At 63.9% G+C, this 26,734-nt stretch carries 24 protein-coding genes; 15 read left to right on the top strand and 9 right to left on the bottom strand.

Translation table 11 applies throughout. The features are described from left to right. Positions 1-63: 63 nt before the first annotated feature. Positions 64-672 (top strand): NAD(P)H-dependent oxidoreductase, encoded by a 609-nt coding sequence (locus G4G27_RS04680; protein WP_183112268.1) that lies wholly within the window; start codon positions 64-66, stop codon positions 670-672. Between the two features lie 73 nt (positions 673-745). Here G4G27_RS04680 and G4G27_RS04675 read toward each other — a convergent pair whose 3' ends face one another. After that, positions 746-1,720: a quinone oxidoreductase gene (locus tag G4G27_RS04675; protein ID WP_183112267.1), complete on the bottom strand. Its 975-nt coding sequence runs from the start codon at positions 1,718-1,720 to the stop codon at positions 746-748. Between the two features lie 121 nt (positions 1,721-1,841). On the opposite strand from G4G27_RS04675, the gene G4G27_RS04670 reads away from it, so the two are divergent. Together G4G27_RS04670 and G4G27_RS04665 are read left to right on the top strand one after the other, a co-directional pair. Further along, positions 1,842-3,266, top strand: a complete 1,425-nt coding sequence (locus G4G27_RS04670) for an aldehyde dehydrogenase family protein (protein ID WP_183112266.1) — start codon at positions 1,842-1,844, stop codon at positions 3,264-3,266. A gap of 6 nt (positions 3,267-3,272) precedes the next feature. Then, positions 3,273-4,136, top strand: a complete 864-nt coding sequence (locus tag G4G27_RS04665) for a transporter (RefSeq protein WP_183112265.1) — start codon at positions 3,273-3,275, stop codon at positions 4,134-4,136. On the opposite strand, the gene G4G27_RS04660 is transcribed toward G4G27_RS04665, so the two are convergent. Then, positions 4,111-5,886: an SLC13 family permease gene (locus G4G27_RS04660; RefSeq protein ID WP_183112264.1), complete on the bottom strand. Its 1,776-nt coding sequence runs from the start codon at positions 5,884-5,886 to the stop codon at positions 4,111-4,113. The two genes, G4G27_RS04665 and G4G27_RS04660, sit on opposite strands and share 26 nt — an antisense overlap. Before the next feature lie 105 nt (positions 5,887-5,991). On the opposite strand from G4G27_RS04660, the gene G4G27_RS04655 reads away from it, so the two are divergent. Beyond that, the gene (locus G4G27_RS04655; RefSeq protein WP_183112263.1) at positions 5,992-6,558 is read left to right on the top strand and encodes a DedA family protein; all 567 of its coding nucleotides are present in this window, start codon (positions 5,992-5,994) and stop codon (positions 6,556-6,558) included. A gap of 349 nt (positions 6,559-6,907) precedes the next feature. Here the strand turns inward: G4G27_RS04655 and G4G27_RS04650 are convergent, their stop codons facing one another. The 3 genes from G4G27_RS04650 to G4G27_RS04640 all read right to left on the bottom strand — a co-directional run bounded on the left by G4G27_RS04650 (position 6,908) and on the right by G4G27_RS04640 (position 13,356). Beyond that, complete coding sequence (locus G4G27_RS04650) at positions 6,908-11,005, bottom strand: translocation/assembly module TamB domain-containing protein (RefSeq protein WP_244624675.1); 4,098 nt, start codon at positions 11,003-11,005, stop codon at positions 6,908-6,910. 86 nt (positions 11,006-11,091) lie between these two features. Further along, on the bottom strand, positions 11,092-13,092 hold the full coding sequence (locus G4G27_RS04645; RefSeq protein ID WP_183112262.1) for an autotransporter assembly complex family protein: 2,001 nt from the start codon (positions 13,090-13,092) through the stop codon (positions 11,092-11,094). Between the two features lie 54 nt (positions 13,093-13,146). Then, entirely contained in the window at positions 13,147-13,356 is a 210-nt protein-coding gene (locus G4G27_RS04640) for a hypothetical protein (protein ID WP_183112261.1), read from the bottom strand. A 166-nt stretch (positions 13,357-13,522) separates the two neighbouring features. On the opposite strand from G4G27_RS04640, the gene G4G27_RS04635 reads away from it, so the two are divergent. Then, the gene (locus G4G27_RS04635; RefSeq protein WP_183112260.1) at positions 13,523-13,696 is read left to right on the top strand and encodes a hypothetical protein; all 174 of its coding nucleotides are present in this window, start codon (positions 13,523-13,525) and stop codon (positions 13,694-13,696) included. Positions 13,697-13,736: 40 nt separating this feature from the next. Continuing rightward, positions 13,737-14,129 carry a DUF559 domain-containing protein gene (locus tag G4G27_RS04630; protein ID WP_183112259.1) on the top strand — a complete coding sequence of 131 codons (393 nt, stop codon included), beginning with the start codon at positions 13,737-13,739 and terminating at the stop codon, positions 14,127-14,129. A 15-nt stretch (positions 14,130-14,144) separates the two neighbouring features. Here the strand turns inward: G4G27_RS04630 and G4G27_RS04625 are convergent, their stop codons facing one another. Beyond that, a complete protein-coding gene (locus G4G27_RS04625; protein WP_183112258.1) occupies positions 14,145-14,780 on the bottom strand; it encodes a S24 family peptidase in 636 nt (211 codons plus the stop codon). Positions 14,781-14,880: 100 nt separating this feature from the next. Between G4G27_RS04625 and G4G27_RS04620 the strand changes: the two genes are divergently transcribed. Further along, positions 14,881-15,060, top strand: coding sequence for a hypothetical protein (locus G4G27_RS04620; RefSeq protein ID WP_183112257.1), 180 nt, complete (start codon positions 14,881-14,883; stop codon positions 15,058-15,060). Then, a complete protein-coding gene (locus tag G4G27_RS04615; RefSeq protein ID WP_183112256.1) occupies positions 15,057-15,368 on the top strand; it encodes a hypothetical protein in 312 nt (103 codons plus the stop codon). Before G4G27_RS04620 ends, G4G27_RS04615 begins: the two co-directional genes overlap by 4 nt. Before the next feature lie 3 nt (positions 15,369-15,371). Here G4G27_RS04615 and G4G27_RS04610 read toward each other — a convergent pair whose 3' ends face one another. Beyond that, the gene (locus G4G27_RS04610) at positions 15,372-16,361 is read right to left on the bottom strand and encodes a hypothetical protein (RefSeq protein ID WP_183112255.1); all 990 of its coding nucleotides are present in this window, start codon (positions 16,359-16,361) and stop codon (positions 15,372-15,374) included. Continuing rightward, positions 16,331-17,572 carry a TIGR04063 family PEP-CTERM/XrtA system glycosyltransferase gene (locus G4G27_RS04605; RefSeq protein WP_183113615.1) on the bottom strand — a complete coding sequence of 414 codons (1,242 nt, stop codon included), beginning with the start codon at positions 17,570-17,572 and terminating at the stop codon, positions 16,331-16,333. Before G4G27_RS04605 ends, G4G27_RS04610 begins: the two co-directional genes overlap by 31 nt. 177 nt (positions 17,573-17,749) lie before the next feature. On the opposite strand from G4G27_RS04605, the gene G4G27_RS04600 reads away from it, so the two are divergent. The 7 genes from G4G27_RS04600 (at position 17,750) to G4G27_RS04570 (ending at position 25,496) form a co-directional block, all read left to right on the top strand. Continuing rightward, on the top strand, positions 17,750-17,911 hold the full coding sequence (locus G4G27_RS04600) for a hypothetical protein (protein WP_183112254.1): 162 nt from the start codon (positions 17,750-17,752) through the stop codon (positions 17,909-17,911). After that, the gene (locus tag G4G27_RS04595; protein ID WP_183112253.1) at positions 17,904-19,271 is read left to right on the top strand and encodes a putative O-glycosylation ligase, exosortase A system-associated; all 1,368 of its coding nucleotides are present in this window, start codon (positions 17,904-17,906) and stop codon (positions 19,269-19,271) included. Before G4G27_RS04600 ends, G4G27_RS04595 begins: the two co-directional genes overlap by 8 nt. An 11-nt stretch (positions 19,272-19,282) precedes the next feature. Next, the gene (locus G4G27_RS04590; protein ID WP_345940667.1) at positions 19,283-20,488 is read left to right on the top strand and encodes an acyltransferase; all 1,206 of its coding nucleotides are present in this window, start codon (positions 19,283-19,285) and stop codon (positions 20,486-20,488) included. 40 nt (positions 20,489-20,528) lie between these two features. Continuing rightward, the gene (locus tag G4G27_RS04585) at positions 20,529-21,533 is read left to right on the top strand and encodes a DNA topoisomerase IB (RefSeq protein WP_183113613.1); all 1,005 of its coding nucleotides are present in this window, start codon (positions 20,529-20,531) and stop codon (positions 21,531-21,533) included. A gap of 10 nt (positions 21,534-21,543) precedes the next feature. Further along, the gene (locus G4G27_RS04580) at positions 21,544-22,800 is read left to right on the top strand and encodes a mechanosensitive ion channel domain-containing protein (RefSeq protein ID WP_183112252.1); all 1,257 of its coding nucleotides are present in this window, start codon (positions 21,544-21,546) and stop codon (positions 22,798-22,800) included. Further along, the gene (locus G4G27_RS04575) at positions 22,797-23,171 is read left to right on the top strand and encodes a nuclear transport factor 2 family protein (RefSeq protein ID WP_183112251.1); all 375 of its coding nucleotides are present in this window, start codon (positions 22,797-22,799) and stop codon (positions 23,169-23,171) included. Before G4G27_RS04580 ends, G4G27_RS04575 begins: the two co-directional genes overlap by 4 nt. Before the next feature lie 249 nt (positions 23,172-23,420). Then, positions 23,421-25,496, top strand: coding sequence for a bifunctional diguanylate cyclase/phosphodiesterase (locus tag G4G27_RS04570; RefSeq protein ID WP_244624554.1), 2,076 nt, complete (start codon positions 23,421-23,423; stop codon positions 25,494-25,496). Between the two features lie 71 nt (positions 25,497-25,567). Here G4G27_RS04570 and G4G27_RS04565 read toward each other — a convergent pair. Further along, positions 25,568-26,715 (bottom strand): IS3 family transposase gene (locus G4G27_RS04565; protein ID WP_183112250.1). Its coding sequence is split into 2 segments (ribosomal slippage): positions 25,568-26,454 and positions 26,454-26,715, totalling 1,149 coding nucleotides; the frame shifts between segments, so codons are not numbered across the junction. Positions 26,716-26,734 lie beyond the last annotated feature (19 nt).

Raw genomic sequence — 26,734 nt, 5'->3', positions numbered from 1 at the left:
AGCCACTTTAAGGAACTGCCGGCGCTGCGGGGAGTCATGTTGAGGCCATGACAGGAGCCCCTCATGACTCTCAAAGCCCTCGCCCTGAATTGCACACTCAAGGCCGATACATCGCAGGAGTCCTCGACCGATGCGATGATTGCGGTGGTGAAGACCGCATTCGAGGCCAAGGGCGTGATGGTGACCGAAACGGTCCGCGTCGCCGCGCTCGACATCAAGCCTGGTGTCACGTCCGACGAGGGCGATGGCGACCAATGGCCGGCGTTGCGCGAGAAGATCCTGGCGCACGACATTTTGATATTCGGCGGGCCGATCTGGATGGGGCAGATCGGTAGTGTCGCCAAGCGCGTGCTTGAGCGGATGGATGCGTTCCTCGACGAAACCGACGATCAAGGCCGCATGCCGAGTTATTCCAAGATCGCGGTCGCAGCGATCGTCGGCAATGAGGACGGCGCGCATTTTTCCACCGCGCAACTATTCCAGTCGTTGAACGATACCGGCTGGACGATCCCGGCGGTCGGGGCAATCTATTGGGTCGGCGAAGCTTATGGATCGGTCGATTTCAAGGAGTTGAAGAAGACGCCGGAGATCGTGAGCAAGACCGCCGGAATGCTGGCCGGAAACGCGGCGCATTTGGCCGGGTTGCTGAAGGACAAGCCTTATCCGGGTTAAGGCCGTGTGGTTGCGCGCCATGCAAAAGATGCTTCCTCGGCGAAAACCGGGGAAGTGAGATCTTTAGGCCGAGCTATGGAATCAGCACCGTCGCACCCTTGGTCTCGCCCGCTTCGAGCGCGCGATGAGCATCGGCAACGTCTTCCAGCGCGAAGGTCTGGCCGATCTCCGCGGTGATCGCGCCCTTGGCGAGCATCTCGAATACGCGATCGAACCCGGCTTTGCGTTCTTCGACGGTGACGTAATAGTCGAACATGGTCGGGCGCGAGACGAACAGCGAGCCACGGCGCGCCAGGATGGCGAGATCGACGCCATCCACCGCGCCGCCGGCATTGCCATAACTGACGATCAACCCGCGCCGCGCGGTTGAGGCGAGCGAGATTTCCCACGTCGCCTTGCCGATCCCGTCGAACACCACCGACACGCCCTTGCCATCGGTGATCGCCCTCACCTCTTTCGCGACATCGACCAGTTTGTGGAGCAGGACATGATCGGCACCGGCGGCGCGCGCCTGTGCCGCTTTCTCCTCCGTGCCGACCGTACCGATCACCGTGGCGCCGACCGCCTTCAACCAGCCAACGAGCAAATGGCCGACACCACCCGCTGCCGCATGGACCAGCACCGCCTGGCCGCGCTCGACCTTGGCACAGCGCTCAACTAGATATTCGGTCGTACCGCCCTTGAGCAGCAGCGCCGCGGCGGTCCGGTCATCGACACTGTCGGGCAGCTTGATAAGCTGATCGGCGGGAAGGTTGCGATCAGTCGAATAAGCCCCGCGAGCCGGGCCGAAGGTACCGACGCGCTCGCCGATCGCGAGGCCGGTCACGCCCTCTCCCAACGCCTCGACAATGCCGACCGCTTCGCCGCCGAGGCGACCGGGCATCTCGATCGGATACAGGCCGCTACGGTGATAGGTGTCGATGAAGTTGAGCCCCACCGCTGTATTGCGCATGCGCACCTCGCCGGGACCAGGCGGTGGGAGATCCACATCCACCCATTCGATCACTTCCGGGCCGCCGGTACGAGTGATTTGAGCAATGCGCGCCATCGATCGATCTCCTGACAAGGTGGGTTGCAGATAGGTGCTGAGTTTCAGGTTGCAACCGACCGTCGCTGCCGCCATTTAAGCAGGCGAAACATACCGCAGGTTCAAAAATCGGAGAGCGACGATGAAGAGCTACCTCAAGCATTATATCGATGGCGCATGGGTCGATAGCGAAGGTGGCGAGCGCCATGAGGTGATCGATCCCTCGACCGAACAGCCGGTGAGCGAGATCACGCTTGGCACGCAGGCGGATGTCGACAAGGCCGTGGCTGCTGCGAAAAAGGCCTTTGCCAGCTATTCGCAGACCAGCGTCGACGAGCGTATCGCGCTGCTCGGCCGCGTGATCGAAGAGTATAAGGCGCGCATGCCCGATCTGGCGGCGGCGACGAGCGAGGAAATGGGCGCGCCGATCGGCTTTGCGACCATGGCGCAGGCACCCGCCGGCCTGGGCTATTTTCTCGGCACGCTAAAGGCGCTGCAGGAATTCAGCTTCTCGGAGCAAGTCGGCAAGAACCGCGTGGTGCACGAGCCGCTCGGCGTGGTCGCGATGATCACGCCGTGGAACTGGCCGCTCAACCAGATCTGCGCCAAGGTCGCCCCTGCCCTTGCCGCTGGCGATACGATGATCCTGAAGCCATCCGAGGAAGCACCGGGCTGTGCGATGATCCTCGCCGAAATCCTCGACAAGGCCGGCGTGCCGGCGGGCGTGTTCAACCTGGTCAATGGCGATGGCCCGGGCGTTGGCGCGGCACTCTCGAAGCACAAACATGTCGATATGGTCAGCTTCACCGGCTCGACCCGCGCCGGCATCGCGGTAGCCCAAGCCGCCGCCGCGACGGTCAAGCGCGTGCATCAGGAACTTGGCGGCAAGGCGCCCAATCTCGTGCTGGAAGGTGCCGACCTCGCCACCGTGCTGCCGCCGACGGTGCAAGGCGTGCTCGCCAATAGCGGCCAGAGCTGTATCGCACCGACTCGGCTGCTGGTGCACAGGAGCCAGGCCGGCGAAGCGACGCAGATCGTCAAATCGATCATGGGAGCGGTCACGGTCGACGCCGCATCGGTGATGGGCGCGCATATCGGCCCGGTGGTCAACAAGGCGCAATATGAGAAGATCCAGGGACTGATCCAGTCCGCGATCGACGAGGGTGCGACCCTGGTCACCGGCGGCATGGGACGACCCGACGGGCGCAATGCCGGATTCTTCATCAAGCCGACCGTGTTCGCCGACGTGACGCCGGAGATGCGCATCTATCGCGAGGAGACATTCGGTCCGGTCGCGACGATCACCACCTATGACGATGGCGATCAGGCGATCGAGATGGCCAACGACACCGATTATGGTCTGTCGGCAACGATCTCCGGCGATCCCGCCGCCGCCGCCAAGATCGCGCCGAAACTGCGCGCGGGCCTCGTCACGATCAACGCCTGGAGCGGCGGCGGCGGCACGCCGTTCGGCGGTTACAAGCAATCGGGCAATGGCCGCGAGGGTGGCAAATACGGACTGGCCGACTTCATGGAATTGAAAACCATCGTCGGCGAACCGGCGTAACGCGGCATGGCGATCATCATCGATGTATTGATGCCGGCGGCGGGTAGCGAATATGGCGCTGCCGCCGGTTCTATCCTGGACGGTTATCGCGCCGCGTTCGGCGAACGCGGCATGACTCTTCGTCCACGACCCTGGGATCTGGGGCCAGGCGATGGCGATGCGACACTGGCATTGTTCGCCTGGGGTTATCATCTCGATGTCGGCCGCTGGCAGGCGATGCTGGCGGCGTGGCCGGCGGACCGGCCATTGTTCAACGCGGCGGCTTTGCTCGCCTGGAACACACGCAAGACCTATCTCGCCGAGCTCGAAGCCAACGGCATCCCGATCGTACCGAGCCGGTTCGGACACGCCGACACGGCCAGTATCGCCGCCGCCTTCGACCATTTCGGCGGTGAGGAACTGGTGATCAAACCGCAAGTGTCGGGCGGCAGCCACCGCACAGTACGTGTCGGGCGCGGCGATCCGGTCGAGCCGCTCGACGATGCGATCATCCAGCCCTTCGTCGCCGCCGTGTCGGGCGAAGGCGAACTGTCCTTCCTCTACATCGCCGGGCAATTCAGCCATGCGGTACGCAAGGTCGCCGCGGCGGGCGATTTCCGTATCCAACCGCAATTCGGCGGGATCTTCACGCGCTTCGCTCCTGAAGCCGAACAGCGCGACCTGGCCGACCGGATCATCGCCGCCTTGCCCGAACCCGCGCTTTACACACGGGTCGACCTGTTGCGGCTGGCCGATGGCAATCTGGCGCTGATGGAACTCGAGGCGATCGAGCCCGATCTCTATCCGCATCTCGAACCCGAATTGCCCGCCCGTCTCGCGAACGCGCTCGGCAACGAACTGGGGATCAATGCACCGGCCATGTCCACATGAGCAGCGGTACGCCGACCAGCAACACCATCACCGATAGCGGCGCGCCCAGCCGCGCATAATCACCGAACTTGTAACCGCCCGGCCCCATCACCAGCGTATTGCACTGGTGGCCGATCGGGGTCAGGAAATCGCACCCCGCGCCGACCGCGGTCGCCATCAGGAAAGCCTCTGGCCGATATCCGAGATCACCGGCAAAGGTCGCGGCGATCGGCGCCATTACCAGCACCGTCGCGGCATTGTTGAGGAACGGCGTCACCGCCATCGCCGCCGCGAGGATCAGCGCGACCGCGCCCCAGGGCGGCAGCGTCGCCGCAGTCGAGGACAGCCAGGTCGCGATGACGTCCGATGCGCCGGTCGTGCGTAGCGAATCGCTGACCGGAATCAGCGCGCCGAGCATGATCAGGATCGGCCATTCGACATGGTCGTACGCCTCGCGCACGGGCAACGCGCCGCTGGCCATGACCAGTCCGGCCGCCGCGAAAAAGGCGACCGCCACCGGCACATAACCGGTGGCGGTTGCGACCATCGCAACGGCCAGGATCGCGATCGGCAACCAGCCGCGCCGCGAACTGCCGAGCCGCAGCGCGCGTTCGGCGAGCGGCAAGCAGCCGAGATCGCGTAAGCGCTCGGGCAATAATGTAAGCGGCCCCTGAAGCACGACGACGTCCCCGGCAGCGAGTATGGTGTCGCCGAGCCGCTTGACCAGTCGTGTCCCCTGCCGTGACACGGCGATCAGGTTGATGCCATAATGCCGCTGCAGACGCATGCGTCCGGCGGTCTGGCCGACCAGCAGCGACTCTGCGCCGATCACCGCTTCGATTACGCCGATTTCTTCACCCTCGCTGCCTTCGGGTACATCGCGTTCCTGGCCTTCGAGCGCGAGTTTGTCCTTGGCGATGACGCGCTCCAGTTCCTCAGGATCGCCGCCGATAATCAGGATGTCGTCCTCGCGCAGCGCGGTATTGGGCAATGGCGCACTGCGCATGCCCGCGCGCAGGATCGCTGTGATCGTAACCTCGCGGTCGTGGCGGTCGAGGAATGCCGAAACCGTCTCGCCGATCGCGGGCGACCCTTCGGCAATCGCCGCCTCGGTCACATAGCCCTTGATGTCGAGCGCCTCGCCCATGGTCGGCGCCGCCCGCCGATCGCGCGGCAGCAGGCGATAACCGAAGCGCAGGAAGATCAGTCCCATTACGGTCAGGCCCAGCCCTACCGGGGCATAGTCGAACATGCCGAACGGTTGTCCGGTCATCTGTTCGCGCACCCGGCTGACGATAATGTTGGGCGATGTACCGACCAGCGTGATCAGCCCGCCAAGCAGCGAGGCGAAGGCCATCGGCATGAGGAAGACCGACGGGCTGGTGTCCGATTTCTTGGCCATCTGGAACGCCGCGGGCATCAGCATCGCCAGCGCGCCGATATTCTTGACGAAGCCCGAGGCGAACCCGACCGACGCGGTCAGCACGAGCAATTGCGTGCGCACCCGCGTCACATGTTTCGACACGAAGGACAGCGCCATCTCGATCACGCCCGAGCGCTGCACCGCCGCCGAGATGACCAGGGCCGAGCCGACGATGATGACGATGTCGTCGGAGAAACCCTTGAATGCTTCCTTGGGCGCGACGATGCCCAGTGCCAGCGCGGCGAGCAGCGCGATGATTGCGACCACATCGTAACGGAATTTACCCCAGATGAAGAGCGCCATCATGCCGATGAGCGTGGCGATCGACAGATATTGGGGCAGCGTCATCCGGCCTCGCGCGATGATGAAAGATGGCAGTCAAACTCGCGACATCGCAACAATGTCCCTGGTCGGGGCTGGCATTCGCCAAATATCGCGGGCAACGCGTGATCCATGGCGATCGAAACCCTCATTGCGCGCTTTGGCCTCGCCGCGGTCTTTTTCGGCGCGGGGATCGAAGGTGAGACGATGGTCGTCACCGGCGGGCTGCTCGCGCATGACGGGCTGCTGCCGCTGGCCGGCGTGGCGATCGCCGCTGCGGCGGGATCGTTCGTCGCCGACCAATTATTCTTCGCGATCGGGCGGCGCTTCCGCGAACATCCGCGCGTCAAGCGGATCGAGGCACGTCCGGCATTCGCCAGGGCTCTCGCCCTGTTCGAACGGCATCCGACCGCGTTCGTGTTCGGTTTCCGCTTTCTCTACGGACTGCGCACGGTCAGCCCGATGGCGATCGGCACGTCGGCGATCAGGACACGCAAGTTCGCCGCGCTCAATGCGGCTGCGGCAATGCTGTGGGCGGTGTTGTTCACCGGTATCGGCTATGTCTTTGCCGACGGGATCGAGCGGTTGTTCGGCAAGATAAAATCAGTCGAACATGTTGTGATCGGCGTGCTGGCCGTGGCGGTGATTGTGGCGCTGGCGATCCATTTCTTCCGACGACGCAGCCTTCTGGCCGCTTAGCGCACCGAGCATTGAATCGGGTCGATTCATGCTGGACGGCAACCGCTTGGGTAACGACCCCTGTTCTCTTAGTAACTGATATATAAAGATTTATAAAGGTATCTCGCCGAGGCGGTGGCGAGAGATATGCAACATTACCGGTGTCCGATATCTCCCGCCGCTCCGTCGACCGGATTGCCGCCAGCAGTGATTCAACCGTGACACCGGATCGGGCAGATCATCCCTTGCCGGCCTTATACCGGTGCGCTTTTTCTTATCGTCGGAAAACTGCTTCGGCACCGCGCGATCAGCGCCATGCCCCGGCATGACCTGAGTCATCCACCTCGCGCTTCTGATAAAGCCTGGTGCTCTAATAATCCTTCGACACGCGCACATTGGCGCTTTGCCGCCCGATCGTTGAGATACTCGACAGCAGCGACAGCCAGCGCGTGACCTGGAATTCCACCTGCGTCGCGGAATAACCCTGCCCATCGGTGATGATCTCCGCGAACAGGCGCCGGGTGATATATTTACCCGCTGCGACCGAGGTGCCCTGCCCGGTCTGCGGGTCGGCTGGCAGGATACGCAGTCGGTCGAGCCCGGCGGCACGGCGCACCGCGTTGATCGGATTGAGCCCGCCCTTGCCATCCTGCAGCGCCGCCACCGCCGCCGCGAGTTGCAGCGCTTCAGGGGCTGACAGGTTGGTGATCGACGTTCCGAACAACAGGCGCGACAGCAACTCGTCTTCGGGCAGCGCGGGAACGCTGGAGAAGCTGATCTCCGGCTTCAGCGCGTTGCCGGTAACGCGGATCGTCGCGCGCAGCCCGGTCGAATCGGCATTGGCGGCAATGTCGAGCGACGGATTTGCCGGGACTTCTCCTGCGAAGAGGATGATCCCGCGTTCGAGTTCGAATTCGCGGCCGGCGAATTCGTAATCGCCGCGGATCAAGTCGGCGCGGCCGGTGATCGCGGGATTTTCGGGGACGCCACCGATCTTCAGGTCGGCCGACCATTCGCTGGCCAATCCGAGCCCGCTGACCGTGAGCCGGTTCGGCGCGCGCGCGTGGATATCGAGTCGCCACGGCTTGCTCGGCACAAGATCGCCATCATCGTCGCCGCCCGGCACGTTGATCTCTCGGATGTTGAGGCGCGGCACGGCGCTGGCCGCGGTCGCCTGGCCGAGCCGGTAGCGGCTCTTGTCGAGCACGACATCGCCCGAGATGACACCGCCCGACCCGTCCGATTTGAAGCTGAGCGGACCGGTGACGGTCGCTGCGATATCGTCGCGGTTGATCAACTGGGCGCTTTCCGCGCGCATGTTGAGGTCGATGCCAAAGCCACGCGCCGCGGCGAGATCGAACGTGCCGGTACCCGACACGCGCCCGCCCTTGCCGGCATCGGCACCGAAGCTGTCGATCACCAGTTTCGATCCGCCGAAACGGCCCCGCGCCTGGACATTGGTCAGCACCGTACCGGTCGTGCCGCTTTCGATCTTCGCGCCGTTCGCCTGAAGGACGCCGCGGATGCGCGGATCATCGATCGTACCGCTGAGATCGGCGCCGATCGCAACCGGGCCGGTCAGGTCGAACAATTCGATATTGGCGAGCCGCCATAGCGTATCGGCGGGTCCGTTATAACGCAGCTGGGCGAAGAGCGGCGCTTTGGCGAGCCGCGTTGCGAGATCGCCCGAGCCGAGCGGAGTCAGTTGCGCCTGTGCGCGGCCGACGGTCTTGCCACCGCTTGCCATGGTCGCGCGGGCGACCGCCTTGTTGGGCTGGAGTACCGCGGCGATGCCGACATCGATCGGCTGCGAGGACAGGACGAGGCCGGAGCGGGTCAGGCCACGCACCGTCATATCCATCCGCCCGGTCGGCGCCTGCCCCTCCCCCTGGGCGAAGACCAGCTTGCCCGATGCGCTGCCGCCAAGGCCAAGGCCGGGGAAACCGATGTCGAGGATCGCCAGCGGCATGCGCGTCAGGCCGGCGTCGATCGCGCTCGACCGGCCAGTGAAGCGCCCGGCGATCTGCGCCTCGCCACCGGCAAAACTGAGTTTGGCGGGGGCAAGGCGCCAGCCATCCCCGTCGCGCGTGAAGATCGCCGGGGTGATCAGTTTCAACGGACGGCGGTCAAGCGTGCCCTGGGCCGAGACGTTGTAACTGTCAGGCGTGACCTGAATCACCGACTGGATGTCGAAGGCGCGGCCGCGCGAACCGGCGACCGACACCTTGATCTGCCCGACCCCGCCACGCAGCGTCGCGTTACCGGCGAAGCGCCCGATGGTCAGCGCACCGCGCCTCAGGCCATTGCCGGTCGCGGTCGCCTCGATCGAGGTGCCGGCAGGATCGAGCAACGCAACGAGATCGATATGCCCGCGCCGCAACGTGATCATCTCCGCCAGCTTGGCCGACGCGGCGTCGAGATGCGCCTCGATCCGCTGCACGGTACCAACCGGCCGCAACAACAACTCGCCCGAAATGCCACCGCCCGCGACCGCGAGGCGGCCGTTGAAACCGCCATCGGCCACTTGCAGCGAACCGTTCAACCGGGTGCCGCTGACATCAAGCTGCTGGATCGCGATCGTCGCATCCTGGCCGGGCGGCAACAGGATCGCGCCATTGCCGGTGAACGGCCCAAGCCGGGATCCACCGCGTGCGGTGAAGGCGAAACCCTGTGGCGTCGGGTCGAGATGCGCGACGACGTTGGTCAGGCCCATCGTCTCATTGGGGTGTTCGAATACCAGGTCGAGCGTTGGTTTTTCGATCCGCCCGTCGAGCTTGATGGTGAACGGGCCATAGGTCGCCTGACGTCCGCTGCCTTCGAAATAGAAGGTCCCGTCGCGGCGGCGGAAACCAGTGCCGGTGATGCGGATCTGCGGTGCGGTCAGCACCAGCCCCTTGAAGTGGAGGATGCCGTCGGGCGTGCGTTCGAGCCCGGTGACGATTCGCGGCAGGCCGCCGGCGAGCGAACGGAAGAACGCATTGTCGAGCCGCACCATCTGCGCGGTGCCGGTGCCGATGATGCGCAGGCCCTTGCCGTTGGGACCAGGCACCGCCTGCAGCTTGGACGTGACATCGACGATGCCAAGGCCGGGGATCAGGTAACGGCCGAGCGCGCCGTTGATGCCGACTTCGTAGCGACCGGTCTTGAGATCGAGGATCAGGTTGATCCGCCCGGTCAGCTTGTCGGAGCGCAGGCGCAGATTATCGCCGGTGACGAACGCGCTGGTCACGCGCAACACACCGTCGAGCGTCAGGTTGCGCAAGATGCCGCCGGCGACATCGCCGACCCCGGTGACGCGCACCGCGCTGAACTTGACCGGCACGAGGATCGGCGATTTCGAAAAGCGCCCCTTGCCCGCCGCACGTGCAACCTCGAAGCCGTTCTGGTCGAAAGCGAAGCGGTCGGCGGTCAGGCGATAATCGAACGCAGCGGTGGCGAAGGCGCCGTCGAGGATCGCGCGCAGTTCGATATTGCGTCCGCTCATATTGGGAAACAGCGCGGGCGGATGCAGCAGCCGGGCGGCGATGCGCACGTTACGATAGGCGCCCTCGGCAAGATCGATCACGCCGGTGGTGTCGACGCTCAGCGCGGCGGTGCGCAGCGCGAGCGTGCCGTCGAGCCGGCGATTGGCCAAGGTGGCGGCGCCGTTGACGGTGATGCGCGGGCTGGTCAGGCGCATCAGCTTGCCCTTGGTGAAGGGAGCCGGCGTCAGCGTGCCGGAAAGCGAATAACTGCCCGCCTTGTTGCCGAGCTTCAGATCGATCGCACGGACATCGCCGATATCGCCCTGTGCGCTGCCCTGCCATGTCTTCCACGTGCCGTCGCCAGCGACGTCGAGCGAGATCGGCCGCGCAATGCCGATCATCTTTGCGAGAACGCCGTCGGCAGTGCCGCGCGCGCGCACGCCGATGTCGAACCGGTCGCGATCAGGCTCGGCGTCAAGCTTGAGATTCAGTGTATCACTGCCCGCGACGACAGCCGCGAGATCGACCAGCGCCCGCCCCGAATGCACATCGGCCTTGCCGGCGAGCCGCGCGGTGCGGGCCTTACCGGCGACGGCCGGCGCGATGGTCAGCCGGTCGATGCGCAATTCGCCGATGCGGATGTCGAACCCGGGCAGGGTCGGCCCCTTGCGCCCGGTCTTGATCGTTTCCGGCACCTTGGCGAACAGCGCCTGGGGAATGACCAGGCGAGAGATGTCGAGCCGGTTGGACAGCCAGGCAAAGGGCGACCAGCTCAGTTCGGCGCGCGGCGCACGGAACACCAGCCCCTTCTGGTCGCGTATCCGCACATCGACCAGCACTGCATTGGAATAGAGCGAACCATCGATCCGGCCGACGCTGTAGCGCAGGCCATTGGATGGTTTCTGCGCCGCGATCTGGTCGGCGACCCAGCGATGGCCGACACTGGTATCGAGCACGAATAGCGCCAGCGCGATCAGCGTGACCAGGCCGAGCAACGCAGTAATGAGCCAGCGCCACCCCCTCCCGATCGGGCGCTTGCGCTTGACGGGCCCGGGCACAGACACTGGCGCGGGTGCGACGTCGACCTCGGTCAAAATGCCTGCCCCAGCGAGACATACACTGCGATCCGTGCGTCGCCCGGTTGCGGGTTGAGCGGCGTGCCGACATCGACGCGGATCGGCCCGAAATTCGAATAATACCGCACGCCAAGACCTGCACCGAAGCGGAAGTCGCTGAACTTGGGCAGCGGCGACGTATAGATATTGCCGCCGTCGATGAACGGCACGACGCCGAAATTGCCGAACGCCTTGACCCGCGCCTCGAGCGAGAATTCGGTCAGGCTGCGCCCGCCGATCGGGTCGTTATTGGGATCGCGCGGCCCGATATCCTGATAGCCATAACCGCGTACCGAAGCGCCACCGCCAGCATAGAAGCGGCGCGACGGTGCGATCGCGTCGCGCGGTGCGCCGACGATCGTGCCGAGCCGGACCCGGCCGGCCACGACCACGCCGTCCTTGATCGGTTGATAGGCGCTGGCATCGACCTGCACCCGGGCATAGCTGAACACGCTGCCCTGGAGCGACAGCTCGGGCGACAAGCGTCCACTAAGGCGGAAGCCGCGCGTCGGGTTGAGCAGATCGTCCGACCCGTCATAGCTGAGACTGGTCGGCAACGCGCCGATGAAGAAGGTACGGCGGCGCGGCGCACCGGTCGACACGATCACGTCACGTTCGTCCGAGGCGACCAGTTCCGCGCCAAGCGACCAGGTCCAGGTCTTCTGGAAGAAGATGTTGGTCTGACGTTCGATCGTGCCGGACAGCGAGAAAGTCTTGGCCTGATAAGCGTCGCGATTGAGGTTGGAGGCGATCGCCTGAAAAGTCAGCACACGGTCGCGCGCATTGAAATTGTTTCGGCGGAAGGTCGCCCCGGCCAATTGCTCGCGCGTGCCGAGCACACCGCGCAGGGTCAGCGCGCCTTCGGGTGGGAACAGGTTGCGATGCGTCCAGCTCACTTCCGCGCGTGCGCCTTCTCCGGTGCCATAGCCGAGTTCTGCGGCGATCGTGCGGGGCGGTGCGGGTTCGAGCGCGACGGCGATATCGACCGTGCCCGGATCCTTGCCCTCGACCGGCTTGATATCGACGGTCGAGATCAGTCCGGTCTGGATCAGCGCGCGGCGAAGGTCGACCAGCGCTGACTGGTCATAGGGCTCACCCGGCACGAAACGCGCGATATCCTGAATATGGTCGGCGCCAAATACGCGGTTGTTGGGCGCGGTGGTGATCTGGCCAAAGCGCCGTTCCCCGCCCGGCGCGACCGCCAGGTCGAGCGTCGCGGTGCGTGCGGCACGATCGATGACGATCTCGGGCTCGCCGACGGTCGCGAAGGGGAAGCCTTTTTGTCCGATCCGGGTGCGCAGATTGGCTTCACCCGCGACCACCGCGTCGGAATTGACCGGATCGTCGGGCTTGATACCGAATGCCGTGCGCAGTTCGTCAGTCTTGTCGCCGGCCGCAGCGAGGCCGTTGAGCGTGACCCCGCCAAACTTGTACTGCACGCCGGGATCGGCCTCCAGCGTGACCAGCGGACGACCGCCCTTGGGTTCGATCCGGCTGGTCACCCGCGCGTCATAATACCCCTCGGCGCGGAGCAATTCGGTGAGCAGGTTCACGTCCTCGCGCGCGCGCCGGTCGAGTTGCGCCGCATTGGCCGGGTCGCCGTCATGCATCTTCAGCGTCGATACCGCGTCGAAGCGCTGGCGCAGCAGCGGTGTGGCAACCGCATCTATGCCTTCGATCGCATACGCATAACGCGTTTCGCCGGTGATCTCGGGCGTCGCGGACGGATCGACCGGTTCTGCGGGCATGGCCGACAGATCGGGCCAGTCGACACCGATATCCGGGAGCGGCGCGAGCGGCGAATTGGGATCGAGCGCGCCGGCGTCGGGCACGACCGACTGTACCTCAGATGGGGCATCGGCGGGAGGCGTGTCGGTCCGGGCGCTGTCCTGCGCTTGCGCACAGGGAGCGACGACCACAAAAAGACCCGCAGCAGCGCACCACAACGCGCCACGCCGCCCGACAGACAACGACATGGCACCCGTCCTAGACGGACAATTCCCCGAGCAACAGGGGGATAGCGGTATGGTTTAGTGAATCGTGCCGATCGCGCGGTCGACCGAGAGCAGCAGGATCAGCCGCTCGATCTGGCGCCAGCGGCAGAAATGCAACTGATTGCCGATATCCCGGCTCTTGTCGGCCCGTGCCGCCGCTTCGAAACCGGCATCGTCGCCGAAGCGCGCGATCAGGTCGGTGGCGTCGGCAACGTCATGGCTGGCAAGATACGGCATATATGACATGGATTTCCCCCAGCGGCTCTGCCCGGGTGCCTTCAATCCGCATGCCAGATCGGCCCAAGCCAGCAAATGCGCGGGTGACATTGGTAAACGCCCGTTCGCGCCCTGCCCTACGCATCCCATTGCGGGACGCTGGCGTCCTGTGGCGGGACATGGCAGAGCGAGCGCCATGACCAATACTCCCCGCACCCCCGCCGCCGGCGGTTTCCTGATCGCTGTCGGCGCCGTTGTCGGTGCGGGCGTCGGATTGTTCCTGGACCAGCCGACCTTGGGGTTTCTGGTTGGGGTGAGTGTCGGCGTGGCGATCGCGGTGGGGATCTGGTTGGTGGGAAGATCTAACTAAAGCCCCTCCCCTTCAGGGAGGGGTTGAGGTGGGGAACGACATGGCGACTGAGGTCGAACTCCAGAGGCGCGCGCTGGTGATGCGGCGTAATCCCACCGAACCTGAGAAGCGTTTGTGGCGGTGTCTGTCCAACTCGCAACTCGACGGTTTCAAGTTTCGGCGGCAGCATGTCATTTTTCAGGCTCAAGCCATTGCCGACTTCTTCTGCCCCTCGGTTGGGCTGTTGATCGAAGTCGATGGCGATACGCATGACGATACCAAGGATGTGCTGCGCGATCAGCGTGTTGCGGCACTCGGATTTGCGGTTCTTCGGTTTTCGAATCTCGATGTGATGCAGAATGCGGATGGGGTGGTTGAGACGATTTTGGCCAAGTTGAACGCCCTCCCCGAGCGCTGGTCCGGCCGCACTTCCCCACCCCAACCCCTCCCCTAAAGGGGAGGGGCTTAGTTAGCGCAGGCTGCGCGATAACCATACGACGCGGCCGACCACCTCGACCTCGTTTGTGTCCCGCATCGGCATTGCCGGAAATGCGGGATTATCGCTGGTGATAGCGACTTGCTCACCCGCTCGCGCGACGCGCTTGACCATCAGCGCGCCGTCGAGCCGGATGACATAGACGCCGCCGCGAACACCGACGCGCCGGTCTCCCTCGTCGACCATGATCTGGTCGCCATCCTCGATCAGCGGCACCATCGACTCACCCTGAGCGCGAATGATCGCCAGCGTGCCGGCGCGAATGCCGAGTGTATCGAGCAGGCGCCGATCAAACGGTGCGTCGCCGATCGCCCTGTCCTCCTCGACCAGTCCACCCGGCCCGGCCGATGCCGCGACATCGAGGCGGCGCACCGATACGATCGATGACCCCGGCGCCTCGGCCGCGCCGCCGAGCACCGATTCATCCACCCCAAAATAAGCGGCGAGCAATTTACGGTCGCGCTCCGCCAGCACGCGTGGTGAGCCGCGTTTCACATATTGCTGAAGATAGGCGTCGTTGCGCCGGAGCATGCGCGACAGCGCGGCAAAACTCTCGCCGCTGTCCGCGACAAGCGCGTCGAGCGCGCTGCGTGGGTCAATCGCATCCATCCAGGATCAATAGCATAGGAATTTTCCTAGACAAGTTGGAAATGCTGGAACAGATCATGAACACTAGCCGAGTCGAGGGCGAGTCGAGAAGGATTGGGAGATGTCTGTGTTGTGGAAGGTCGAGCGCTATTTACGCCAAACCGGGATGGCCGAGACGAAGTTCGGGCGGCTGGCGCTGAACGATTCGCGGCTGGTGCGCGACTTACGCGGCGGTCGCGAACCGGGCGCGAGAACGGCTGCGCGGATCGAGGCGTTTATCAATGCCGGAGTACCGCAATGAGCCGCGGCCCGGATGCCGCGACATTGCTGGTCCGTGCGCTGGGGCGCGACGCCGATCGTGCCGGTTGTCCGGTCGAGATCGTGGCGACGGATTGGACACGCTGGGCCAGCGCGACCTTTTCCGGTGCACGGCACATGATCAGGTTGAACGCGTCGGCATCGCCCCAGCTGGACGCCTGGTTGACCGCTTTACCCGAGGCGGAGATCGCCCTGAGCGGACATTTGCTGGCGAGTGTCGCGATCGAATCGATACAGCGATCCAGGGATCAGGTGGTGATCGAACTCGAGGCGTTGACCGTCGAGCAATAGATGTCAGCCCGCACGGATCGCCAGCCGGCGGAGCGAGACAAGTGCGTCCTGCAATGATTCCTCGCGCATTGGCGGCGGCGGCGGCGGCGGCGGCGGTGGTGGCGGCGCGGGCGAGGCAGCGATCGCCTCGCGGCGCGTAACGCCCTTTTCGAGCCGGTCGAGCAAGGCATGGATGCTGGCCGACGCATCATAATCGACCGCGCGGCGCGGCGGCGTGACAACGACAGGCTCGGAAACCGGCGGCTCGTAAACAGGCGCGGGCGCGGCAACCGGTTCGGGTGCCGGACGCGTGAACGGGGTCAGTTCGAAGGTCTCGAAGCGCTCGCTGGCGTCGAATACCGGCGGCCGCGATGATGCGATGATCGCCTGCGCCGATGGCGGGAACCAGTCGAGCGGCTCGTCGGGAATGGCCGCCGGATCATAGGCCGATAGCGGCTGGTCGAGATCGGCGGGCAGATTCTGTTCGAGCGGCGCCTGATCGATTGGTGGGGCGGGTTCGAACACCGCGTCTTCGATCGCTTCGGGAATCGCCTCCGGGGTCGATTCGATAAATGGATTGGCCGTCTGTTCGGCCGTGGCATGCACCGGACGAGCGCGGACTTCGAGAAACGGCGTGCCGAGATCCTCGTTGGCGAATACCGGGCGTCGCGCCGGAGCGTCGGGATGCGCATCGGCGCGACGCAGCACCGGTACGCCATCGCCGGCCCGGCCGGAGAAGGAAATGGTCCGTGCCCCGACCAACAGGAACATGGTGAACCAGACAACCAGCCCGAGACCACCACCGACGATGAGAATCAGCGCGGCGCGCGCGGTGGCTCCGAGCGGCGGTTCGGCAGCGGGCACCAGTGCAGCAATGCCGCTATCGAGCACGATCTGCCCAAGAAGCTCCGCCGGCAGCAGTGCAAAGACCAAAGCGGCAAGCGCGGCCACGGCACCGGCAGCAACCGGCGCGAGCGGGAGATTCAGGCGTTTACGACGGGAAAGCGCGACCATGAGTCGCGTGATGCAGCAGAGTCGGTAAGTTTTTGGTAAACAGGAGCATAACGAGCAATATTAACTTGCCAGTTGCGCTCCGCCTCAACGAACGCGCGGCCATTCTCACGCCGCGCCTCCCACACATGCCGATCGGCGAGCAGCCCGCCGATCGCGAGCGCCATCGCGGCAGGGTCGTCAGGCGGAAAGAGCGTGCCGGTTTCGCCGTCGCGAATCAGTTCGCGGTGCCCTCCCACGTCGGACGCCGCAACCAACCGACGCTGCGCCATTGCCTCGAGCGGTTTCAGCGGCGTGACCAGATCGGTCAGCCGCATGCGCTTGCGCGGATAGGCCAGGATATCGATCACGCTGTAATAACGGTCGACCTCGGTATGCGGCACGCGACCGATGAACTTGATGTGCTTCGCGACCGGCGAGGCAGCCGCCTGTGCACGCAACGCCTCCTCCATCGGGCCACCGCCGACCAGCACGAGATGCGCCTTGGGCCGCGCGGCGACCAAGGCGGGCATCGCGGCGATCAGGTCGTCCAGCCCCTCATAGTCATAGAAGCTGCCGATAAACCCGATCACCTCGGTGCCACTCAGCCCAAGCGACAGCGCGAGCGGCGCATCATATTCGAGCGGCGCGCCGAATACCGTCAGGTCGACGCCGTTGGGCGAGACGAAGATCTTGGCCGGATCGACACCGCGCTCCACCAGATCGTGACGCAAACCTTCGCAGATGACCGCGACCGCATCGGCCTTGCCCACCGCCCATGTTTCAAGCGCGCGCGTCGCGCGATAGCGCAGCGATCCTTCGCGCCCGGTGCCATTGCCGACCGCCGCATCTTCCCAAAAGGCGCGGATCTCATAGACCAGAGGCAGGCGGCGCTTGCGCGCGACGCGTAGCGCGGCGACCGCGTCGAGCACCGGCGAATGCGCGTGCAGGATATCGGGTTTGAATTCATCGACCGCCGCGGCGATTCGTTTGGCGAAGCCATGGATCTCACGCCATTCGCCAAATGGGCTCGGCCAGTCCTTCATTACCGGCGTGCGGTGAAAATCAATTCCATCGACCTGCTCGAACATGACGTCGCTCGCGCCGTGGCGCGGGCCGGTGACGGCCGCGACTTGCCATCCGCGACGCGACTGCGCCTTCAATATGGCACGGGTACGGAAGGTATAACCGCTTTGCAGCGGCAGACCGTGATCGAGGACGTGGAGGATGCGCATCGCCAGCATGACTGCCACAGCAGTGTTTAACGGCACGTCAACCCCAGGGCGCTAGAGCATTGTCCAACGTCCGTTCGCCCTGAGCTTGTCGAAGGGCCGTTTTGTGCCGGTCGATGAAAGAAGAACGGTGCTTCGACTAGCTCAGCACGAACGGAAGCAAGGGACGGACAAGGCGGCATGATCGACAATCTCGCGCTCGCGATCAGCCATGGCCTGATGCTGCTCGCCGCGTGGCTGTTGCTGCGCCGGCCCGATCTCGATCATGAGCCCGGCCCGAACGATATCGCGGGCGACGCGCGGAAGCCCAAAGCACGATCGGGAGAGAAACCCGGTGCGTGATCTCGTCTTTGTCGGTTTCCTCGCGTCCTTCTTCGCGCTGGGCTTTCGCAAGCCGTTCCTGTTCGTGCTCGTCTATGTCTATATCGACATCGTCAGCCCGCAGCGGCTGACCTATCTCATGCTCAATTCGGTGCCGATCTCGCTGATCGCGGCGGGACTGGCTGTTGCGGCCTGGGCGCTGATCGACGACAAGCGCGACACGCGCATCGCACCGCGCCAGTTCCTCATCGTGCTGCTGCTTTTCTATTGTTCCCAGACGACACGGTCGGCGGACTTTCCGATCGAGGCGCTCGATAAATGGGACTGGGTATGGAAGGCGCTGGCCTTCGCCGCCTTTCTGCCGCTCACGCTCCGCACTAGGCTGCGCATCGAATCGCTCCTGCTGATCATGATCCTGTCGGCGGCGTCGATCATCATCGTCGGCGGGATCAAGACGATCGCCTCGGGCGGCGGCGGCTATGGCGAACTCAACCTGATGGTGACCAACAATTCCGGTCTTTATGAGGGTAGCACGATCTCCGCGGTGGCGATCGCGATCATCCCGATAATCCTGTGGTTCACCCGCCACGGCACGATCTTCAAGCCCGACTGGAAAGTGAAGGGCTTTTGCTACGCGCTGATCTTTGCCTGCTTGCTGATCCCGGTCGGCACCTCGACGCGCACCGGGTTGCTGTGCATCGGCCTGCTCGCCGCGCTGATGATCCGTGATACCAAACGCAAAGGCCTTTATATCGGCGTGCTGGCAATGATGGGCGTCGCTGCGATCCCGTTCCTGCCCAGCACGTTCACCGACCGGATGAGCACGATCAAGACTTATAAGGCGGACGAATCCGCCTCGACCCGGCTCGCGGTATGGAAATGGACGATGGAGTACGCCAGGATCCATCCGTTCGGCGGCGGCTTCGAAATGTATCGCCAGAACCAGATCCGCTACGACACCGAAAAGGTCGAGAATGTCGACGGACAACAGACCGTCGAGAAGAAACTGACCGTCGACAAGGCGCGCGCCTTCCATAGCGCCTATTTCGAGATGCTTGGCGAACAGGGTTATCCGGGCCTGTTGCTGTGGTTGATCATCAACATTACCGGCATCGTGCGCATGGAAGTGGTGCGCCGTCGCTACCGCAAGCCACTGCCCGGCCAGGAATGGATCGCGCCGCTCGCCAGCGCGCTGCAGAGCGGACACATCGTCTATCTGCTCGGCGCGACCTTTATCGCGATCGCCTTCCAGCCGTTCGTCTATATGCTGATGGGCGCGCAGATCGGGCTCGACACCTATCTCGCGCGCAAACGCCGCGAAGAGGCATGGCGCCCGATCCGCAAGGAACGCCCGCCCGCGCTCGAGCCGATGCTTTCGTGATGGTGGGCGTAATGGCGGGTATGACGGGCAAACCCGAACTGCGCGCATTGACCAGCATGCGCGGCATCGCGGCGTGGTTCGTCGTGCTTTATCATATCCGCCTGTCGATCGCGGGCCTGCCCGCACCATGGGTCGGCTTCTTCGCCAAAGGTTATCTCGCGGTCGATTTCTTCTTCCTGCTGTCCGGCTTCGTGATCTGGCTGAGCTGGAGCGAGAAGTTCCGCGCTTCCGGTTTCGCGGCGATGCCCGGTTTCCTGCACAAGCGTGTCGCGCGAATCTGGCCGCTGCACCTCTTCATGCTTGGCTGCGCGGTCGGTCTCGCCGGGCTGTTCGCCGCAACCGGACGGCAGGAGGAGGTCAATTATCCATTCCGCGAACTGCCGCTGCACATCGCGCTGGTGCAGAATTGGGGCTTTACCGGCCAGCTGAGCTGGAACGACCCGAGCTGGTCGATCAGCGCGGAGCTTGGCGCCTATCTGCTCTTTCCGCTGCTCACTTTGGCGATCGACTGGCGACGCGTACCGAACTGGGCAGTTCTCGCGGCGATCGCGGCGCTGGTCGCGCTGCTCCATGCGACTATGGCGCGCGGCGGCGCTCCCTCGCTGGGCACCGATATCCCCCGTTTCGGGCTGATACGCTGCTTGATCGAATTTTCCGCCGGGACGGCGATCTGTGCGTTGTGGCTAAGATGGAAAGCGCGCCCGCACGCACCGGCAATCATTTCGGCGATGATCGCGCTGCTCATCGCGACGCTCTGGGCGGCGGGCATGCCCGAAACGCTTGCCGTGCCCGCGCTGTTCGCCGCGCTGCTGCTCGCGCTGGCACTCACCTCGGGCATGCGGCGTAATCCACTCGACAATGGCGCGCTGCATTATCTCGGCGAGATCAGCTATGCGACCTATCTCGGCCATTTCCTGCTGTTCGTGGTGTTCAAGCTCGCGCTGGTCGATGATCCGCACGCGGTGCCGCCGATACTGGTCGCGCTGTTCCTGCTGCTCGTGCTGGGCAGTTCGGTTGCGCTGTATCATCTGATCGAGAGACCGGCGCAGAAATGGGTCAATGGCCTTTACTCCTCCCCGGCACGGGGAGGGGGACCATTTGCCCCTTCAGGAAAATGGTGGAGGGGACTCTCCCCAAACGTGACGCTGCTTGGCGCGCCCCCTCCACCACGCGCTGAAGAAGCGAATGGTCCCCCTCCCCGTGCCGGGGAGGAGTAACGGCGGGAACCTCCTCGCCTTCCCGCGCATTTCTCGTCGCATGGCGAAGATCACTTATTCCGACGACAGCGAACCCGGCATCACGCGTAAAAAGATGCGCCATGGCTGGGGCTATTTCGACACCGACGGCAATCGCATCACCGATCGCGAGGAGATCGACCGGCTCAACGCGGTCGGCCTGCCCCCCGCCTATCGCGACGCCTGGTACAGCCCCAAGGCCAATGGCCATATCCAGGCGGTCGGTTGGGACGAGAAGGGGCGCAAACAATATCGCTACCACGCCGAATTCCGCGAAGCGCAGGAATCCGCGAAATATGAGCTATGCGCGCCGTTCGGCCGCGACTTGCCCAAGCTGCGCGCGCGCGTCGAAAAGGATCTCAAACGGCGTGGCATCGGCAAGGAGACGGCGGTCGCGGCGATCGTTCGGTTGCTCGATCTTGGTCATGTGCGGATCGGCAACGAAGGCTATGTGAAGGAGAATAAGAGCTTCGGCGCGACCACCTTGCGCAAGCGTCACGCCAAGCTCCGCGGTCAGACGCTGAAGCTGCAATACAAGGCCAAGTCGGGCAAGTTGCGCGTCCTGACCATCACCGATGGATCGCTCAGCCGTTTCGTCAAGAAATGTTCGGACTTGCCCGGCCAGCATCTGTTTCGCTGGCTCGATGCCAATGGCGAGGCGCGTCCGGTCACCTCGTCCGACGTCAACGACTATATCCGCGAGGCGATGGGCGAGGATTATACCGCCAAGCATTTCCGTACCTGGAGCGCGAGCGTACTTGCGTTCGAGGCGCTGGCCTGTGCCGATCACGACATCAGCCTGAAGACCATGCTCGAGCCGGTCACCGAAGCGCTTGGCAACACGCCGGCGATTGCGCGCAAATCCTATGTCCATCCCGCGCTGATCGCGCTGGTCAAGGACGGGCAGACGGTGTTCCGTGACGGGTGCGCCCTGCCCCGCCGCACGCAATATCTGTCGCGTGCCGAACGCGGTCTGATCGACTTCCTCGAATCCGGAAGCCTTGGCCCCAGCGCAAAGGCCGCCTAGGTCTCCCGACATGACGACCAACAATTCCATTGCCGCCGTGCGGACGCCGAAGATCGATCCCGCCAATATCGACCAGCAGGCGCAAAGCTTCATCAACGCCAGCACTGCCTGGCTCCAGACGCACTGGCTGCAGATCATCATCGCCGTCGCGGTCGCCACTGCGATCGTGCTTGCGCTGTTTTTCGCGCGCCGCCTGGGTAACAAATTGTGCGAACGCAGCCCGGGCACCGCCGGCTGGGGCAAGGTGTTCGGTCGAGCGATTATCAAGACCGGCAATTTCTTCATCATCATGGTCGCGGCGAAACTGGTCAGCGGCTACGCCAACGCGCCACCCGAAATCACCACAACGATCAACTTCCTGTTCACCCTGTCGGCGGTGTTCCAGGCGGCGATCTGGGCGCGCGAGATCATTCTCGGCGCGATCGAACACCGCACCCAGTCCGAACAATATTCGGGCGAGGCATTGGGCAGTGCGATGGGCATCATCCGTTTGCTCGTGACTTTCGCGTTGTTCGCGATCGCGCTGATCGTCGTGCTCGACAATCTCGGGGTCAACGTGACTGGCCTGGTCGCCGGTCTTGGCGTCGGCGGCATCGCGATCGGTCTCGCGGCGCAGGGCATCTTTGCCGATCTGTTCGCCGCGCTTGCGATCATCTTCGACCGCCCGTTCCGTCGCGGCGACGCAATCACCTATGACCAGTCTTCGGGCACGGTCGAGGCGATCGGGCTGAAATCGACGCGGATCCGCGCTGCCACCGGCGAAGAGCGGATCATCGCCAACAAGAATCTGCTCGACAAGGAAATCCTCAACAATAGCCAGCGTGAATATCGGCGGATCAAATTCACGCTCGGACTGGTGCAATGGACGCCGATCGATGTGATGGATCGGCTGCCCGATATACTGAAGGAAGTGGTCGAGGGGTGTGGCTACAAGTTCGTCCGAGCTGGCTTTCTGAACTTCAGCGCCAGCAGCTATGATTTCGATCTGGAATTCGACTCCGAAACCGCCGCTTACGAAGATTTCTTCAACGCGCGCAACGCTGTGGGGCTGGCGATCATCCGTCGCTTCAACAATGAGGATATCGAGTTCGCCTACCCGACCCAGACCGCCTTCACCGCCGCACCGCAAGGCGGGATGATCTACCCCTATCCCGGCGAGGAAGAACCGGTCGAGCCGAGGGTGAAGGCGGCGCCGCCCGAACCGAAAGGACCGCCAGTGCCGTCACCCGATCGATCTGCGGTCGATCAGGATGGACATCAGACATGACCGAACAGGACCGTCACGAAACGATCGTGCGCGCCCAATACGAGGCGTTCCGGGATCGCCGTCGCACCGATAGCGAAGCGTTGCTGGCCACCGACTTCACTTTCACCAGCCCCTATGACGACGCGATCGACCGCGACGCCTTTTTCGAGCGATGCTGGCCTGGTGGCGATCATTTCGCCGATTTCACGATCGAGCGGGTGACGGTCGATGCCGATGGCGCGTTCGTGACCTATTTCGTCACGACCGATAACGGCGCGCAGTTCCGCAACACCGAATATCTGACCGTACGGGACCAGCAGATCCGCAGTGTCGAGGTGTATTTCGGGGCAAGCTACAAGGACGGCAAGTTCGTCGCAAAGGAGCCGTCCTAGCCATCAGGTCATGCCGTGATTCTAGGGTTTTGCGAAAAGGCCTTTGAACCGACGGCCGATCGCCGCGCCGCCGACCAGTGGCATGATGATGAACGTCTCGCCGAGCTGTTCAGCGCAGGAATGCCGGGCTCCCCGGCAGATTACGTATAACATGTATAGTTTCACGGCATTTTAACGAGCCTCCCCGCAGAAGGACGTCTATTTCGCGGTTCCGGCAACCTGCCAGTCCGCAATTTGCGGATTGTTTTCATGGTCGATGTCGCCCTTTGCATCGTGCGCGAACATGACCCCTGGCTGGTTTTGCTCGCCGTTTTCGTCTGTTGCACCGGCGCGTTCGCCATCGTCCAGATGTTCAACCGCGCTCAGGGAACGGCGGGAATGCAGCGCTTCGGATGGCTGTTCCTGACTTCGGTCGGTGCCGGGGCGACGATCTGGTGCACGCATTTCGTCGCTATGCTCGCCTATAAAGCCGGTGTCCCGGTCACCCTGGATCCGGTGCTGACGATCATTTCGCTGATCGTGGCGATCGGTGGGACCGGTATCGGATTCGCCGTCGCGACGTGGCGCCAGAATCGCCTTTGCTCCATCATCGGCGGCGTCCTGGTTGGTGCCGCCATCTCCGCGATGCACTTCACCGGCATGGCAGCCTATCGCGTGGACGGCATCATCGAGTGGCGCTGGCCCTATGTCATCGCGTCGCTGCTGTGCGCCGCCACTTTCTCGGGAGCGGCATTCGCTGCGCTCGGCACCGCAACGCTCGGCCGATATCGTATCCCGGTCGGCACCGCCTTGCTCGTCATCGCGATCGCGACGCTGCATTTCGTGGCGATGACCGCGCTGCGCATCACCCCGCTCCGCCTCAGCACGGCGCCACTCGATTCGACACAAATGCACGCATTGGGCCTGGCCACCGCGCTGGTCGGGCTGGTGGTGATCGCCACCGGTGTTTTCGCGGCGCTTATCGACCGCTGGACTCGATCCGATGCGATGCAGCGCCTGCATTATATGGCGATGAACGATGCGCTTACCGACTTGCCCAACCGGGCCGGATTCCAGAGCGAGCTGGCCCGTCAGCTCGGCGTCGCGCGGGCCACCCATACCCGGCTCGGTTTCGTCGCCATCGACCTTGATCGCTTCAAGGAGATCAACGATGTCCATGGCCACAAGGCCGGCGACGACGTGCTGACCGCACTGGCGCACCGCATGCGCAGCGAAATGGGCCGGCATGACGTGGTGGCGCGGCCCGGCGGCGACGAATTCGTCGCCATCACCCGTTTCGACGACCGCGTTCAGCTGGTTGCGTTCGTCACCCGCATCGAAGCCGCACTCAAGGCGCCGCTTTCGGTTGGGCCGTTCGCCACGAGCGTCGGCGCGAGCATCGGCATCGCGGTCTATCCGGACGATGCCGACAATGCGGAAACCCTGGCGAACAATGCCGATCTCGCAATGTATCGCGCGAAGAGCGAAGGCTCACCGGCTCCCTGCTATTACGACGCACCGCTCGACGAACTGATCCGCGACCGGCGCGAGCTTGCAAATGATCTGCGCCGTGCGATCGACGAGAACCGGCTTGAGGTTCATTATCAGGTACAGGCGTCGATCGCGACGAATGAAGTGACAGGCTATGAAGCGCTGCTGCGCTGGACGCATCCGGAACGCGGCTCAATATCGCCGTCCGTCTTCATTCCAATCGCCGAGGAGAACGGCCTGATCCTGCCGCTCGGCGAGTGGGTCATGCGCCGTGCCTGCACCGATGCGGTGGGTTGGGAAAACGACCTGAAGGTGGCGGTCAACGTGTCGCCGGTGCAGCTTGCCCATGCCGATCTGCCCCGGCTGTTCCACCAGATCATGCTCGACACCGGACTCCCCCCGCGCCGGCTGGAAATCGAACTCACTGAAACCGCGATCATGGCCGATCGTGACCATGCGCTTCACGTTCTACGCCAGATCAAGGCACTTGGCGTGGGCGTGGCGCTGGACGATTTCGGCACTGGTTATTCGTCGCTGGAAACCCTGCGGGCATTTCCTTTCGACAAGATCAAGCTCGACCGGCTGTTTGTTTCCGAACTCGAAGGCAGTCCGGAGACGATCGCCATCATCCGCGCTGTCCTGGCGCTGGGCAAGAGCCTGTCGATACCGGTCCTCGCCGAGGGCATCGAAACCGGTGTGCAGCTTGCCGTGCTGCGGCGCGAGGGTTGCGACGAAGCCCAGGGCTTTCTGTTGGGATATCCCCACGCAGTGTCCGCGGCCGGACCTTCCGCGTTCATCGACGGGCCGCACATCGAGCCGCTGCCCGACGCCGACGACATCAGCAACGCCGCCTAGAGCCAGGGCGCCAGAGCACCTTCGAGCTGAGTTGGTCCGTTTGAGCTGCTGCCGCTCCCATGGACACCAAGTTAGGCTACATGAGCCTGCCGCTCGAAGTCCATGGGGCTGAGATAGCCCAAGGTCGAGTGCCTGCGTGTCGGGTTGTAGAAGCGCTCGATGTAATCGAACACGTCTGCCTTTGCGTGATTGCGCGTTCGATATGTCTTCCGGCCGATCCGTTCGGTCTTCATCGACGAGAAGAAGCTCTCCATTGCCGCGTTGTCCCAGACGTTGCCCGACCGGCTCATCGAGCAGGTGACGCCATTGTCGGCCATCAGCCGCTGGAACTGCTCGCTCGTATATTGGCTGCCCTGGTCCGAGTGATGCAGCAAGGCGTCAGGCTTTCCACGTCGCCAGATCGCCATCATCAGCGCATCGGTCACGAGCTGGGCGGTCATGGTATCGCTCATCGACCAGCCGACTACACGTCGGGAGAACAGGTCGATGACGACAGCGACGTACAGCCATCCTTCGGCGGTCCAGATGTAGGTGAAGTCAGCGATCCACCTTTGGTTGGGTGCCTCGGCGGTGAACTGGCGGTCGAGGATGTTGTCGGCAATGACCGACCGCAGGCCATCATCCTTGGGCAGACCACGACGTCGCGGGCGCGCCTTCAGGCCGTGCACACGCATCAGCCGTTCGATGCGATGCAGACCACATGACAGGCCTTCGGCCAGAAGATCGTGCCAGACCCGGCGCGCACCATACGTCCGATAGCTGGAAATGAAGCTGGCGCGCACCTTGGCACCGAACTCCTCATCGCTGCGGGCGCGGGCACTGGGTGCCCGGACCAGCCAGGCGTGAAAGCCGCTGCGCGAAACACCGAGCGTCTCGCAGATCCACGATACCGGCCAGATCCCTCGGTGCTTCGCTACGAACTCGAACTTCATATCGAGTCCCTGGCGAAGTAGGCCGCCGCTTTTTTTAGGATATCGCGCTCCGCCTTCATCCTAGCAAGCTCGCGGCGCAGCCGCTCAATCTCTTGCTGCTCCGGCTTCATCACGCCGTGGCCGGGGAATGCCGATCCCGGGTCAACCTGCTGCTCGCGCACCCACTTGCGCAGCACGTTCTCGTGCAGGTCCAGATCGCGAGCCGCTTGCGATACCGATACTCCGCGTTCCCGGACCAACTTTACTGCCTCGAGCTTGAACTCGCGGCTGAACTTCCGTCGTTGCATCTCCATCCTCCAGTTCCAA

This window comes from Sphingomonas sp. So64.6b, assembly GCF_014171475.1.
In the GTDB taxonomy this organism is placed as follows: domain Bacteria; phylum Pseudomonadota; class Alphaproteobacteria; order Sphingomonadales; family Sphingomonadaceae; genus Sphingomonas; species Sphingomonas alpina_A.
Note: the sequence above shows the minus strand (reverse complement) of the source record. Positions and strands in the feature narration are given on the sequence as shown.

What these genes read in the sequence shown, in the direction of transcription:
- G4G27_RS04680 (WP_183112268.1), top strand. Translation starts at nt 64, where the DNA reads ATGACTCTCAAAGCCCTCGCCCTGAATTGCACACTCAAGGCCGATACA.
- G4G27_RS04675 (WP_183112267.1), bottom strand. Translation starts at nt 1,720, where the DNA reads ATGGCGCGCATTGCTCAAATCACTCGTACCGGCGGCCCGGAAGTGATC.
- G4G27_RS04670 (WP_183112266.1), top strand. Translation starts at nt 1,842, where the DNA reads ATGAAGAGCTACCTCAAGCATTATATCGATGGCGCATGGGTCGATAGC.
- G4G27_RS04665 (WP_183112265.1), top strand. Translation starts at nt 3,273, where the DNA reads ATGGCGATCATCATCGATGTATTGATGCCGGCGGCGGGTAGCGAATAT.
- G4G27_RS04660 (WP_183112264.1), bottom strand. Translation starts at nt 5,886, where the DNA reads ATGACGCTGCCCCAATATCTGTCGATCGCCACGCTCATCGGCATGATG.
- G4G27_RS04655 (WP_183112263.1), top strand. Translation starts at nt 5,992, where the DNA reads ATGGCGATCGAAACCCTCATTGCGCGCTTTGGCCTCGCCGCGGTCTTT.
- G4G27_RS04645 (WP_183112262.1), bottom strand. Translation starts at nt 13,092, where the DNA reads ATGTCGTTGTCTGTCGGGCGGCGTGGCGCGTTGTGGTGCGCTGCTGCG.
- G4G27_RS04640 (WP_183112261.1), bottom strand. Translation starts at nt 13,356, where the DNA reads ATGTCATATATGCCGTATCTTGCCAGCCATGACGTTGCCGACGCCACC.
- G4G27_RS04635 (WP_183112260.1), top strand. Translation starts at nt 13,523, where the DNA reads ATGACCAATACTCCCCGCACCCCCGCCGCCGGCGGTTTCCTGATCGCT.
- G4G27_RS04630 (WP_183112259.1), top strand. Translation starts at nt 13,737, where the DNA reads ATGGCGACTGAGGTCGAACTCCAGAGGCGCGCGCTGGTGATGCGGCGT.
- G4G27_RS04625 (WP_183112258.1), bottom strand. Translation starts at nt 14,780, where the DNA reads ATGGATGCGATTGACCCACGCAGCGCGCTCGACGCGCTTGTCGCGGAC.
- G4G27_RS04620 (WP_183112257.1), top strand. Translation starts at nt 14,881, where the DNA reads ATGTCTGTGTTGTGGAAGGTCGAGCGCTATTTACGCCAAACCGGGATG.
- G4G27_RS04615 (WP_183112256.1), top strand. Translation starts at nt 15,057, where the DNA reads ATGAGCCGCGGCCCGGATGCCGCGACATTGCTGGTCCGTGCGCTGGGG.
- G4G27_RS04610 (WP_183112255.1), bottom strand. Translation starts at nt 16,361, where the DNA reads ATGGTCGCGCTTTCCCGTCGTAAACGCCTGAATCTCCCGCTCGCGCCG.
- G4G27_RS04605 (WP_183113615.1), bottom strand. Translation starts at nt 17,572, where the DNA reads ATGCGCATCCTCCACGTCCTCGATCACGGTCTGCCGCTGCAAAGCGGT.
- G4G27_RS04600 (WP_183112254.1), top strand. Translation starts at nt 17,750, where the DNA reads ATGATCGACAATCTCGCGCTCGCGATCAGCCATGGCCTGATGCTGCTC.
- G4G27_RS04590 (WP_345940667.1), top strand. Translation starts at nt 19,283, where the DNA reads ATGGCGGGTATGACGGGCAAACCCGAACTGCGCGCATTGACCAGCATG.
- G4G27_RS04585 (WP_183113613.1), top strand. Translation starts at nt 20,529, where the DNA reads ATGGCGAAGATCACTTATTCCGACGACAGCGAACCCGGCATCACGCGT.
- G4G27_RS04580 (WP_183112252.1), top strand. Translation starts at nt 21,544, where the DNA reads ATGACGACCAACAATTCCATTGCCGCCGTGCGGACGCCGAAGATCGAT.
- G4G27_RS04575 (WP_183112251.1), top strand. Translation starts at nt 22,797, where the DNA reads ATGACCGAACAGGACCGTCACGAAACGATCGTGCGCGCCCAATACGAG.
- G4G27_RS04570 (WP_244624554.1), top strand. Translation starts at nt 23,421, where the DNA reads ATGGTCGATGTCGCCCTTTGCATCGTGCGCGAACATGACCCCTGGCTG.